Annotated in this window: 9 protein-coding genes; 1 reads left to right on the top strand and 8 read right to left on the bottom strand. The window is 67.7% G+C overall.

The window, feature by feature from the left end; all coding sequences use genetic code 11:
- Positions 1 to 258 precede the first annotated feature (258 nt).
- Entirely contained in the window at positions 259 to 1179 is a 921-nt protein-coding gene (locus tag EER30_RS36900; RefSeq protein ID WP_127505765.1) for a phosphotransferase family protein, read from the top strand.
- A gap of 22 nt (positions 1180 to 1201) precedes the next feature.
- Here EER30_RS36900 and EER30_RS36895 read toward each other — a convergent pair whose 3' ends face one another.
- The 8 genes from EER30_RS36895 to EER30_RS36860 all read right to left on the bottom strand — a co-directional run bounded on the left by EER30_RS36895 (position 1202) and on the right by EER30_RS36860 (position 12162).
- Positions 1202 to 3253 carry a serine hydrolase gene (locus EER30_RS36895; RefSeq protein WP_127505763.1) on the bottom strand — a complete coding sequence of 684 codons (2052 nt, stop codon included), beginning with the start codon at positions 3251 to 3253 and terminating at the stop codon, positions 1202 to 1204.
- Between the two features lie 195 nt (positions 3254 to 3448).
- The gene (locus tag EER30_RS36890) at positions 3449 to 4171 is read right to left on the bottom strand and encodes a hypothetical protein (protein ID WP_127505761.1); all 723 of its coding nucleotides are present in this window, start codon (positions 4169 to 4171) and stop codon (positions 3449 to 3451) included.
- 182 nt (positions 4172 to 4353) lie between these two features.
- Positions 4354 to 5670: a family 4 glycosyl hydrolase gene (locus EER30_RS36885; RefSeq protein ID WP_127505913.1), complete on the bottom strand. Its 1317-nt coding sequence runs from the start codon at positions 5668 to 5670 to the stop codon at positions 4354 to 4356.
- Positions 5660 to 6691, bottom strand: a complete 1032-nt coding sequence (locus EER30_RS36880) for a carbohydrate kinase family protein (RefSeq protein ID WP_127505759.1) — start codon at positions 6689 to 6691, stop codon at positions 5660 to 5662. Before EER30_RS36880 ends, EER30_RS36885 begins: the two co-directional genes overlap by 11 nt.
- A 63-nt stretch (positions 6692 to 6754) precedes the next feature.
- On the bottom strand, positions 6755 to 8986 hold the full coding sequence (gene yicI / locus EER30_RS36875) for an alpha-xylosidase (protein WP_127505757.1): 2232 nt from the start codon (positions 8984 to 8986) through the stop codon (positions 6755 to 6757).
- 35 nt (positions 8987 to 9021) lie between these two features.
- Entirely contained in the window at positions 9022 to 9909 is an 888-nt protein-coding gene (locus EER30_RS36870; protein WP_127505755.1) for a carbohydrate ABC transporter permease, read from the bottom strand.
- Complete coding sequence (locus EER30_RS36865; protein WP_127505753.1) at positions 9906 to 10796, bottom strand: carbohydrate ABC transporter permease; 891 nt, start codon at positions 10794 to 10796, stop codon at positions 9906 to 9908. Before EER30_RS36865 ends, EER30_RS36870 begins: the two co-directional genes overlap by 4 nt.
- A gap of 55 nt (positions 10797 to 10851) precedes the next feature.
- Entirely contained in the window at positions 10852 to 12162 is a 1311-nt protein-coding gene (locus EER30_RS36860; protein ID WP_127505751.1) for an ABC transporter substrate-binding protein, read from the bottom strand.
- Positions 12163 to 12730: the final 568 nt, after the last annotated feature.

The raw sequence follows: 12730 nt of genomic DNA, 5'->3' as shown, positions 1-12730 counted from the left end.
CCCGTCGATGCTTTGCCGCTCATCCTCCCCGATCAACCTGAAGCCAGGATTAGAACCGTCGCCTCTGTGGTGCCCACGGGCCGTGCTCTTACGGACGCCTGAGCTCAGGTTTGACCACTGACGGGCGCGGCGGCGGCACAACGCACAAACCCGCTTTCATTGCGTTACGGTGACGTCGTGCGTGTGCTGACCTGCCAGAACCGGACCCTAACAGCCACCTTCCGCCGCCGCGCCGAGTCGCACCGGCCCGCCTGACCCGTGGCGTTCACACCTCGCGCCGCATGGGCCGAGACGCCGGCCCCCGTCCGTGCGGCCGTCGCCCGCGCCCTCGGCTCGACGATCGTCGCCCACACCGACCTGCACGGCGGCATGTCCCCCGGCCCCGCCGTGGCCCTGCACCTGGCCGACGGACGGCAGGTCTTCGTCAAGGCCGTCTCCGCCGACGTCCGCCCCCACAACCGCCACATGATCGAGCGCGAATCCCGCGTCCTCGACGTCCTGCCCCGATCGGTGCCCGCGCCCCGACGCCTGGCCACCGTCGAGCATGGACCCTGGATCGCCCTGGCCACCACGTGGTGCCCCGGCCTGACCGAGCCCTGCTGGACCGACGCGTCGATCGCCGCTGTCGTGCAGGCGTGCCGCACCGCGAGCAGCCACCGGGCGCCGAAATCCCTGTCTCCCGTGGTCGAGCGCATCTCCGACTTCGACGGCTGGGCGCGCACCCGGCAAACCGGCGCGACCGACGACTGGACAGCCGACCACGCGGCCCCGGCCGCCGCTCTGGTGACCGGCTGGCAACAGTGGACGGCCGGCGACGCGCTGATCCACCGCGACATCCGTCTGGACAACACAACGGTCGACGCGAACTCGGCCGTCCTGCTCGACTGGGCCTACGCCGCAGCCGGCGCCCCCTGGCTCGATCTGGCCCAGCTCGCCGCCGACGTGGTAGCCACCGGCCACGTCCTCGGCGAGCCGACGGCCACGAAACGCGCCCACAGCCTCCTCCGAGGGCTCCCGCCCGAGGCCTCCCGCTTCGTCATAGCCCTGGCCGGCATGTGGCACATCCGCGCCGAGACGATCCCCGACACGGTGATGCCGTACATCTCCACCTGGCGCCGAGCGAGGTCGGCCGCCTTGCGCCCGCTGGTGAGCGCGCTGATCGCCGACCTCCACCGATAGCGCCTTCGACCGCTGGGAGAACCTAGGCGACGTCGGGTCGTGTCATGAGCGGCGACCGCAGGTGCACGATCAGGTCGGGAGTGGTGAGCGGCACGGTGTTCCACGACGCCACCGCCACCCGCGCCTCGGCGTCGACAACCAGCCGGACCCGGTGCGGCGTGGTGACGACGTAGAGGTCGGCGACGAACGTGTCCCCCTGCCAGGCCCCGGTCGCGACGATCGGCCGCCCGAGCGGCGAACTCTCCCGCCATTCACCGTGGCCGGCCTCGACCGTGAACGACGACCCGAATCGCAGCCTCCACCCACCGCCCACGGGATCGACGTTCACCCTGGTGCCGTCGGCCAGCGGAGAGTTCGCGGCCGCAGCGTCCAGTTTCGCCTCAACGGAGCGTCCCCGGGCAGCCGCACCCCGGACCGGCGCCAACGACAACCGCCGCAACCGCTCGGCGAGCGCCTCGTCGTCCCGGGCGCTGTCGCCGTGGCCCAGACCGGGCAGCAGGCACTCCCAGACCGCGTCCAGCACCGGCTGAGTGGAGTTCACCGCGGCGGTCACGGCGACCACGAGCCCGTGCTCGGGAACGACCACACACATCTGGCCGTTGTTGCCCTCACCGCGATAGCCGTGCTGCGACAGCCAGAACTGATACCCGTACCCGCGAAGCGAATCAGCCTCCCCGCCACCGACCTCCGCCGCCCGGGTCTCCACGTGCTCGCGAGTCGCGAGCCGCACCCAGTCGCGCGGAACCAGTTGCCGTTCACCCCAACGCCCTTCGCGCCGCAGCACCTCACCGAACGCGGCAACGGCCTCGGTCGTCAGATGCAGCCCATGAAAACCGAACGCGGCCCCGCCGGCCACCCGATCCCACTCAGCATGATCGACCCCCATGGGCCCGAACAGTCGCTCATCAAGCAACTCCGGCAGCCCACGACCGGTGACCCGCTCCACCATCCGGGCGAGAACGCCGGTGGTCGCGTTGTCGTAGACGTGCGTGCTCCCCTCCGCTTCGGTGAACGGCACCCGCAGAAACCCCTTGACCAGGTCGCCCGGTTCCAGCTCCCAGGCCTCGCCGAGACTGTCCGTCCCATGCCCGCTGGTCATGGACAGCAGGTGATGGACAGTGACCCGCCGCCCCTGCTGCGAGACGTCGGCCGGAACGTGCTCCGGCAACACATCCACCACCCGGTCATCCAGCGAAAGCACCCCGTCCGCGATCGCCAGCCCCACCGCGACCGCCGTGAACGACTTGGTCAACGAGTACAGAAGATGCGGTCGCCCAGCCGAGAACGGCGTCCACCACCCCTCAGCAACAACCCGCCCGCGCCGCACAACCATGAGCGAGTGACACTCGAGCTCCTGGCGTTCGAGCCGATCCAGCAGCTCCCCCACAGCCCGCGACGAAACCCCCGCCACAGCCGGCGCCACCCGCGGAAGCAAAACGCGCGCGTCAGACATCAACGCACCGTATCCACCCGCCCGACCCCGGCCAACCGAGTTCCGATCAAGCCCCTGCAGCCCGTTGCGCTGATCGATGCTGCTCCGGGGTGACTCTTCGTCGACTGCACGACGGTGTTCTGCCCTAGTCTGGACGGCGTCGGCCCAGGCCTCGCCGACGTTGCTCTCTTCGTAATCCCACCAGCCACGTTCGACGCCGTCGCGAAGCAGCCGCTTGACGGCGGCCAGGTTGGCGGTCGGTGGGATGTCGAGCGCCACGATGCTGTACTGCTCGATTCCTTCGCCGGAGACGCCGACGGTGGCGAACTCGTCGGGCACCCTTTGGCGATCACCTCGCAGCGGGCCGGCGCGGAACGGGACTACCCGCACAGTGCACCGCTGGGACCACTCGACGACGTCGACAGCGGTCAGCGTGCCGTCGTCTTCGGGTACGACCCTGACGTGGTCACCGCAGGAAACGCCGCGGGCGAAGAACGGGGTGTTGTCGAGCTCGACAACGTCGGCGGATACCGGCCGTGCCCACAGGGATTCGGTGCCGACGGGTGGCCAGCCATCTTCCGCACGCAGGTGGAAGAACACTTTGACGAGGCCGGCGCGGTCGTCAGCGACACTCAGCTTCATGATCAACAGTGCGGCATTGTCGACCAGACTGGCGCTGCGGATCGTGCGTGGTGGGGACGTCGCTGCCGTCGAGCGTGTGGCTGAGGTGTCCGGTCGAGGCGGTGACCCGTCCCCGGCCCGTCACGGACTGCCCGGCCGTCCCACCGCGAGCAACAAGCGAGGGTTCGGCCAGACCGGCCGAACCCTCGTCAGAGGTCAGGGCCGAACCGTCACCCAATCCGTGCAGACGATCCCGTTGGTGTGGATCCGGATGGAGAAGCCGAGCTTCAGTTTGGCCCTCTTGCCGGGGCCCATGTGCGTGTGCAGACCTTCGCCGCAGGCTCGCATCGAGATCGGTGATCTCTGCGGCGCCATCGAGGACGTCGCCGTGTAGGTGCTGGAGTTCCTGCTCTGCACATGCCTCCGGTTGATCATGCCGGAGGTGACGCTCTGCCCCTCGTCGTTCGAGGTGTCCAACCATAGTGACGGCCCCGGGGAAGGCGGCAAGCTGATGAGATCGTCCCATTCGCGGTTCAACGAGATCAGTCCCCACGCGCACTGCCGTGACGGTGAGTAGCGCAGTACGACGGTGGCCGCGAAGTCCAGAACGGTCGGGTCGGACACCGGGTTCGCCCTTTCGACGGCGGCGGCTACTACGTGACCCGGCGCCCAGACGACCCTGTTGACGGCCGGGGCGAAGGCGGCCAACGTGTTCTCGCCGAGGAGGCCGTCGAGAGCCGGTTCGGGATCCGACCCGTCCCATGCGGACACGGGCGTCGGCGCGGACTCGACCATCTCACCGCTGTCGCCGATCTTCCGGGCTTCAGCGCGCGTGCCGGCGCACTGCGGGCCGGGCTCAGCCGCAGCCGGCGCCGCCACCACCCCGGTCAGGAGCAGAACGGCCGTGGACAACACCGAGATACGAGACGTGACTTTCATGAAGGGATCCCTCTCGACGGCTGGACGTCCTTCAGGTCTACCGACCAGGACCTCCCCCGGCACCGTCGGTCACCCGCTCGAGAAGGCACGGAACCGAGCCACCGAGCGTTTTCAGCCGAACCAACGACCCTTGACGGATTGCCCGAACCACGGACGAGCAGACCCCGGCCGATCCGACGAAATCAGCTCAAGTACGACAATTCCGGAAGCTGGCTTTGATACCCATCCATCAGCCGCCGGGCAACAGCCACAGAATCAATCAACGGATGCGCGGCCATGGCCCGAACAGCAAGAGCACGAGACCCGGAAGAAGCAGCCTCGAGAATCGCCCGGTCAGTCCCCTTGATCTGCCGGACCAGCGAAACCCCGTGCGACGGCAACCCCGAGGACGGCAACGGCACGACCCCCGACCCCGAAACTGAGCACGGCACTTCCACCACCGCCTCCAAGTCCAGCGACGACAGCGTCCCCCGGTTGCGGACGTTGAGGATCAATTCCTGCGGCGTGTCCAAGGCGAGCGCCGTCATCAGGGCCAGGGCCACGTCCTCGTACCCTCCCCCTTCGGCGTCGTCGCGTTCCCCCAACCCTTCCATCGCCATGTACGTCGCATCCCGCTGCCGGCGTACCGCATCCCAGGCCTGGAACGCGTCCCCGTCCGCCGAGGCCAGATCCGCGTAACACTGCCGCTGTTGTCGGAGCAGAAACTCCCCACGCGTTTCCGGCGCTTCCAGAGCCGCCCGCACCATCGCGTCGTTGTCGTAGTAGTAATGTAGATATTCGTTGGGGACCGCCCCCAGCGACTGCACCAGCGACGCCCCGAAGAGCCGTCCCTCCTCGAACGATTCGATCAACGACGGTGAGGCCAGCAGCGAGGGCAGCAGGTCGCGTTCCCCGTCATGCACCGCCGTCAGCCATCCCAGATGATTCAATCCCGCGTACGAGACCCGCGCCCCCGGCACTCCCAGCGCTCGCGATACCCGCCGCGCCAGGGCCGAAGGCGAGTCGCAGATCCCGATCACCCGGTCGCCCAGGAACGCCGCCATCGCCTCGGTGACCAGCCCCGCCGGGTTCGTGAAGTTGATGACCCACGCGTCCGGCGCGACCAGGCTGATCCGGCGTGCGATCGCCTGCGCCACCGGCACGGTCCGGAGCCCGTACGCGATGCCGCCCGCCCCGACCGTCTCCTGCCCGAGCACTCCCGCGTCGAGCGCCACCCGCTCGTCGATCACGCGTCCTTCGAGCCCGTGCACCCGGATGGCGCTGAACACGAAGTCGGCCCCGGTCAGTGCTTCGGTCAGGTCGGTGGTCAGTTCGATCTTGGGGGGCGACAGGACCGGCGACGCTTGGGCGCGCAGCACCCGACCGATCACCGAGAGCCGAGCGGCGTCGACGTCGTGCAGCACCACCGTGTCGATCAACGAGCTGTTCAGGAGCGCGCCGTAGACGAGCGGCACCCGGAATCCGCCCCCGCCGAGGATCACCAGTCGCTTAGTGGGCATGAGCATCCGAGAGCCGGGCGATCGTGGCGCCGGCGCGGCGAACCGTGCGCTGCTCACCGCCGGGGATGACGTCGTCGAGGAACGCGTAGCGGGTGGCCAGGTCGCCCGGCATCGAACGGGCCGTACGCCACCAGTCGGCGATGTCGCCCCAGCCCGGCGCGGACAGCGAGCCGCCGAAATGCTGCACCGACAGGGCCGCGATCAGGTTGGCGAACGCGAGGCTCTGCGTGAGCGGCCATTCTCGCAGGCTGCCGAGGATGAACCCAGCCGTGAACACGTCCCCGGCCCCGGTCGGGTCAAGAGCCGGCACCGGTACGGCCGGCACGTGCACGGTTTCGCCGGTGCGCGCGTCGTGGGCCAGCACGCCGTCGGCGCCGCAGGTCACGACCACGACCGGGGCGAGGCCGGCCAGCCGGTGCAGGGCCTCGGCCGGGCTCGACGCCCGCGTGTATTGCATGGCCTCGACCGAGTTGGGCAGGAAGGCGTGGCAGTCCTCGAGCATGTCGAGCATCTCGGGCGGCCATTCCGCGCTCGCGTCCCACCCCACGTCGGCGAAGACCAGCGTGCCCGCCTGCTTGGCCCGGCGTACCCAGGGAAGGCGGTCTTTGGTCAGGCTGACCGAGGCGGCCCGGCAGGTCGGGAGCTCGCCGACCAGGCCGTCGGCGTTGAGCGGCAGCGGGTGCCCGTGCGTGATCATGCTGCGGTCGCGGTCGTAGGCGAGTGAGACCGTCACGGGTGAGTGGCCGTCGGTGCGCAGCGACGCGCTGAGGTCGATGTTCTCCTGGGCGCAGAGGATCTCGGCGCAGAAGTCGCCGTACGCGTCGGTGCTCAGGGCGGTGCCGAGCCCGGTCGCGAGGCCGAGCCGGGAGGCGGCGACGGCGAGGTTGGCTATGCCGCCGGGGCACGAGCCCATGCCCGAGGCCCACACCTCGGTGCCCGGCTGGGGCAGCTCGTCGAGGCCGGTGAAGATGATGTCGAGATAGACGACACCTGGGACGAAGAGGTCCAGTGCCGGGTTCATCTGGAGATCCTATGCCGCGTTCCCGGTGCTGGGGCCCGCCACGAGGGTGGCGAGCCCCACGCTTCAGGACGTCCAGACCGCCTGCGAGGCGTCGATATCCGCGGACGGCCCGCCCGCCACGTCGACCCGCCACGGCAGCGAAGCACCGTCACGTTCGACCCGGATGCCCGCGCCGGAGAAAACAACCGTGAACGTGCTGTCCCCGACCCGCACCACCGTGACGGAATCAGAGACCGGCTCGAAGATCCGCAGCGTGACGCCGTCGGCGTACGGGTAGTCGGGCCGGTCGACGACCGCTCCGACCGGGATCACCGCGCCCGGCCTGACCAGCAGCGGCACGCTGTCGAAGCCGTGCGTCTCGGTCTGCCAGCCCGGGCCCTCGACGACCGTCCCGTCGAACCAGCGTGTCCACCGCCCGGCCGGCACGTAGTAGCCGACCTCGCCGCCCTCGCTGAACACGGGCGCGACGAGCAGGTCACCGCCGAGCAGGTATTGCCGATCCAGGAAAACAGCGGCCGGGTCGTCAGGAAACCCGACCACCATCGGTCGCATGACCGGGAGACCTGACAGGTGGGCCTCCCGGGCCGCCTCGTACAGGTACGGCATCAGGCTGTACTTGAGGTGCGTGAACGAGCGCAGCACCTCGACCGACTCGTCGTCGAACAGCCACGGCACCCGGTAGGAGTGGTTGCCGTGCAGCCGGCTGTGCGACGAGAGCATCCCGAACGCGATCCAGCGCTTGAAGACGGCCGGGTCGGGCCGCCCCTCGAAGCCGCCGATGTCGTGGCTCCAGAAGCCGAACCCGCTGCTCATCAGGGACAGCCCGCCGCGCAGGCTCTCGGCCATCGACTCGTACGTGGCCGAGTTGTCGCCGCCCCAGTGCACCGGGAACTGCTGGCCGCCGACGGTCGCCGAGCGGGCGAACAGCACCGCCTCGCCCTCGCCCTTCAGTTCGCGCAGAACGTCGAAGACGACCTGGTTGTAGAGCTGCGTGTAGTAGTTGTGCATCCGCTCGGGGTCGGAGCCGTCGTGCCAGACGACGTCGGTCGGCACGCGCTCGCCGAAGTCTGACTTGAACGCGTCCACCCCCTGCTCAACCAGCACGGCGAGCTTGGCGGCATACCACTCCCGCGCCGCCGGGTTGGTGAAGTCGACCAGCGCCATGCCGGCCTGCCAGCGGTCCCATTGCCACACACTGCCGTCAGATCTGCGAAGCAGGTAGCCGTTGGCCCGGCCCTCCTCGAACAGGGCCGAGCGCTGCGCGATGTACGGGTTGATCCACAGGCAGGTACGCAGGCCACGGTCGTGCAGGCGCTTCAGCATGCCCGGCGGGTCCGGGAAGATCGCCGGGTCCCACTCGAAGTCGCACCAGTGGAACTCGCGCATCCAGAACGTGTCGAAGTGGAAGACGCTCAGCGGCAGGTCCCGCTCGGCCATCCCGTCGACGAACGACGTCACCGTCTCCTCGTCGTACGGGGTGGTGAACGACGTCGTGAGCCACAGCCCGAACGACCACTGCGGCGGCAGCGCGGGCCGTCCGGTCAGCGCCGTGTACTTGCGCAGGATGTCGGCCGGGGTCGGACCGTAGATGACCAGGTAGGACAGGGTCTGCCCGGCCACGCTGAACTGGGTGCGCGACACCATCTCGCTGGCCACCTCGAACGACACCCGGCCGGGGTGGTCGACCAGCACGCCGTAGCCGCGGTTGGTCAGATAGAACGGGACGTTCTTGTAGGCGAGCTCGCTGCTCGTCCCGCCGTCCTCGTTCCAGATGTCGATGCTCTGCCCGTTCTTGACCAGCGGCCCGAACCGCTCCCCCAGCCCGTAGACCGCTTCGCCCACGCCGAGGTCGAGCTGCTCGTGCACGTAGTGCGAGCCGTCCGCGGCATCGACGATCCCCATGCCCTTCCAGCCGCTGCCGGTCAGGCGCTTCCCGTCCGCGACAAAATCAAGGCCCCAGTTCTCGCCCGTACGAAACCTCGCGGTCAGACTCCCCGAGGTCAGCGCATCCGATGTCACGGTGACCGGGTGGTCTGATGACGCGATCTCGAAGTTGGGGCCGGTCGGGGCGCCGCCGAGGAAGTGCCCGACCGTCACCCGCACGACGTCGGGGGCCGGAGCGGAGAGGTTGATGGTGACCAGCGGCGTGTCCAGGGTGTCCGACCGGCTGCGTACCGGCTTGGTGCTGGCGTACGCGGTCAGGCTGTTCTCGTCCGCTTCGCTGTCCCGCAGTTGCGCCGGGTGCAGGACGGTCAGTCCTTTGCGCTTGAGCCAGTACCCGTCGGTGAATTTCATACGCGTCCTTTGCTTTCTTGCGAGCCTGCGGCGAGCTACTTGATGGCGCCGGCGGTGATGCCGCGGGTGAGCGTCCGCTGGAAGACGAGGAAGAAGATCAGCGCCGGGAGGATGCCGATCAGGCCCGAAGCGCTGGTCATGGTGGCGTCCATCAGGCGGTCGCCCTGCAGCACGCCGAGGGCCACCGGCACCGTCTGGTTGTCGTTGGAGACCAGGAAGACCAGCGGCAGGAAGAACTCGTTCCACGTCCAGATGAAGAAGAAGGTGAACAGCACGCCGAGCGTGGGCCGGCTGACCGGCACGACGACGCTCCACAACGTGCGCCACTTGCCGGCCCCGTCGACGTCGGCCGCGTCGAGCAACTCGGTCGGGAACTCCTGATAGACCGAGGTCAGCAGGTACGTACCGAAGGCGGCCTGGATGACCGTGAAGATGATGACGATCGAGATCAGGCTGTCGTAGAGGTGGACCTCTTTGGACAGGAAGTACAGCGGATAGACCAGCACCTCCTGCGGCAGCAGGTTCGCGACCAGGAAGAACACCAGGAACCAGAGCCGGCCCTTCACGCGGCCGATGCCCAGGGCGTACGCGTTCAGGATCGACAGCAGCACGCCGAGAACGGCGACGGTGAAGCTCGTGACGAAGCTGTTCCAGAGCTTCTGCCCGAAGTCGACCCGATTCCAGAAGTCGACGATGCCGTCCCAGTAGAGCGAGGTCGGCAACGACAGGGGGCCGCTGCCGGCGTACTCGGCCGGGCTCTTGACCGCGTTGATCGCGATGATCAGCAGCGGCGCGATCACGATGAGCAGCAGGGCGAGCAACGCCGCGAGGATGAAGAAGCGCAACGGGTTCTTGCGGCGGGCGGCACGCGTCTCGGGAGCATCGGCCGGCGTTTTGACAGCGCGAGAAGCAGTGACGGTCATCGGACCCTCCCGTTCTCGGCGCGGTTCTGCAGCCGCAGGAACACGAAGGCCAGCACGACGATCAGCACGGTCAGCACCGTCGAGATCGCCGACCCGTACCCGACCTGGGCTTTCTCGAAGAAGTTCTTGTAAGCGAAGTACGAGGGCACGAGCGTGGCGTTGCTCGGCCCGCCGCCGGTCAGCACGAAGATCGGACCGAAGATCTTGAGTGCGGCGATCGTGGTCGTGACCAGCACGACGTAAAACTCGGGCCGGATCAGGTACACCGTGATCCTGGTGAACCGTTGCCACCAGGTCGCGCCGTCGAGGTCGGCCGCCTCGTACAGCTCGGGGTCGACCCTTTGCAGGCCGGCCATGAACATGACGATCGGGTAGCCGAGCTGGACCCAGATCATGATGCCCATGACGCTGTAGAGCGCCGATCCCGGTTCACCGAGCCAGTTGGTCGCCAACCCGCCGAGCCCGATCTTGTCGAGGATCATGTTCAGCGCGCCGTAGTCCGGGTGCAGGATCCAGCCCCACAGGATGCCGGTGACCGCGACCGGGATGATCTGCGGCAGGTAGAACCCGGAGCGGAAGAACGACGCCCACCTGTTGCTGAACTTCTTGCCGACGTAGTCGAACAGCACCGCGGCCAGGAACAGTCCGAGCAGGGTGGGCACCACGGCCATCGCCAAAATCAGCAACAGGATGTTGCTGAACGACGACCAGAACAGGGTGTCCTCGAACAGCCGCGTGTAGTTGTCGAAACCGATCCAGCGCTGCTCGCCGACCCCGTTCCACTTGGTGAAGCTGGTCCACACGGTCATCACCAGCGGAACGACGATGACCAGCACCGAGGCCAGCACACCCGGGATCAGGAAAACCCCGTACCCCTTGCGCCTCATGCTTTCCCTCTTTCTCAACGCGGGCGGGCTCTGTGCAGAACCCGCCCGCGAAAGGTCACTTGCCGAGGTCGGCGAGGTTCTCGTCGTACGGCTTGGCGATCTCGGTGAGCATCTGGTCGGGCGTCTTCGAGCCGTTGATCAGGCCCTGCACACCGGCGACGAGCACGTCGTAGTAGCCGGGGGCCGGCCAGTCGGGGTAGAACGCGAGACCGTCCTCGCTCGACACCTTGTTGAAGTTCTCGATCAGTTCCTTGTTCTTCGGGTCGGTGATCTGCGAGGTGTCGGCCGCGACGGGCACGCCGCCGTTGTTACCGAGCAACGCCTGGATCTCCGGCTTCATCGTGATGTCGATGAAGTCGTACGCGAGGGACTTGGCCTTGCTCTTCTCGGGAACGACCCAGAGGTTGCCGCTCGATCCCGGGTGCAGCTTGTTGCCCGGGAACAGGAACGTGCCCCACTCGAAGTTCTTGATCTCGTTCACGAACCGGCCGTACCACCAGCTGCCCGAGATCATGATCGGGAACTTGCCCTGGGTGAACGAGACGCCCATGTCCTCGGCCTTGATGCCGGCCGAGTTCTTGGCGATGTAGCCCTTGTCGACCCACTCCTTGAAGGTGTTCGCGCCGTACGTGAGCTGCGGACCCTTGAAGTCGACCTTGTTCTTGTAGAGCTGGAAGTCGTCGACCCAGGCGCGGTCGGCCTTGGACAGCGCGAGCGAGTACATGATCTGCTGCGCCGGGTATTCCGCACCACCGACGGCCAGCGGGGTCACCTTGTTCTGCACGAAGGTGTCCATGACCTTGGTGAACTCGTCGAGCGTGGTCGGGACCTGCAGGTTGTACTTCTTGAAAAGGTCCTTGTTGTAGTAGACCTCGACATACTCGGCGTAGTTCGGGATGCCGAACGTCTTGCCCGAGCCCATGATGCCGTCGTCGTCGTACTTCGTGGTGGTCTGCAAACTCGAGTTGAGCGCCTTGTCCCAGCCGCGCTTGCTCGCCTCTTCGCTCAGGTCGGTGAGCAGGCCCTGCTTCGACAGCAGGCCGGCGGTGGCGTTGCCCTTGTTGTACTCCATGATGTCCGGCGCGCTGTCCGAGTTGAGGATCATCTGGGCGTTCTGCTGGATCTGCTCGAAGCCCTTCTCCTCGAACTTGACCTCGACGCCCGGGTGCGAGCTCTTGAACTGCTCGATGGCCTTGTTCCAGGCGATCCCCATCGCGCTGGTCGGCCCTTCGTAGTGCCACAGCGTCAGGGTCTTGGCGTCGGCCCCCTCGTCCCCGGAGTCACCCGAGCCGCCGCAGGCGCTCAGGACAAGGGAGGTGGCCAGCAAGAATGCACCGGCCGAGAGGCCGGCTCGCGATCGAATCATGGTTTCGTCCTCCGGGAGGTGCTTCAGGAGAGCTGAGCTCACATAGATCCGTGGTGATGAATATCCGTCGAAGCGCTTCGACGATGCGGTAAAAGCCGTCTTCACAACATTGTCGAAGCGCTTCGACGCGGGGCTTGGGAGGACGCTAAGTGCCGCCGCCCGCAGATGTCAACGGTGTGACAGAGACATTTCCAAGACCGAGACCAACCCAGAAGTACGGGTCCTCCAACGAGCGCGACCCAGCAGTCCCGCCGACTGCCTGGTCACCCTCCTCACGCCGCTTCCGGGCTGTCCCGGCCCATCAGCCAACCCCGCTCCCGCCCAGGCCCGGCCCCCGCAGTTCCCCCAACCCCGGCCAGCACGTCCTCCCGCCAACGGTCACCGTCCGCATCCGCCCAGACCCGACCCCCGCCACTCACCCCAACCCCGGCCAGCACGCCATCCCGCGCCAGCAGTCGCTGCCCGGGCCCGCGGCGCCCCCAACCCAACCCAACCCCGGCCTCCGCTTCTCGCCCCAACACCGGCCGGTCTCCACCCCTCACCCAGACACCGGCCCAGTCCCCCGCCC

It is taken from the genome of Actinoplanes solisilvae, assembly GCF_003999975.1.
Taxonomy (GTDB): Bacteria; Actinomycetota; Actinomycetes; order Mycobacteriales; family Micromonosporaceae; genus Actinoplanes; species Actinoplanes solisilvae.
This window is presented reverse-complemented; position numbering and strand designations above follow the sequence as displayed.

Bases quoted from the DNA above. Each gene is read 5' to 3' on its own strand.
- EER30_RS36890 (WP_127505761.1), bottom strand. From the start codon at position 4,171: ATGAAAGTCACGTCTCGTATCTCGGTGTTGTCCACGGCCGTTCTGCTC.
- EER30_RS36895 (WP_127505763.1), bottom strand. From the start codon at position 3,253: ATGAAGCTGAGTGTCGCTGACGACCGCGCCGGCCTCGTCAAAGTGTTC.
- yicI (WP_127505757.1), bottom strand. From the start codon at position 8,986: ATGAAATTCACCGACGGGTACTGGCTCAAGCGCAAAGGACTGACCGTC.
- EER30_RS36880 (WP_127505759.1), bottom strand. From the start codon at position 6,691: ATGAACCCGGCACTGGACCTCTTCGTCCCAGGTGTCGTCTATCTCGAC.
- EER30_RS36860 (WP_127505751.1), bottom strand. From the start codon at position 12,162: ATGATTCGATCGCGAGCCGGCCTCTCGGCCGGTGCATTCTTGCTGGCC.
- EER30_RS36865 (WP_127505753.1), bottom strand. From the start codon at position 10,796: ATGAGGCGCAAGGGGTACGGGGTTTTCCTGATCCCGGGTGTGCTGGCC.
- EER30_RS36870 (WP_127505755.1), bottom strand. From the start codon at position 9,909: ATGACCGTCACTGCTTCTCGCGCTGTCAAAACGCCGGCCGATGCTCCC.
- EER30_RS36885 (WP_127505913.1), bottom strand. From the start codon at position 5,670: ATGCCCACTAAGCGACTGGTGATCCTCGGCGGGGGCGGATTCCGGGTG.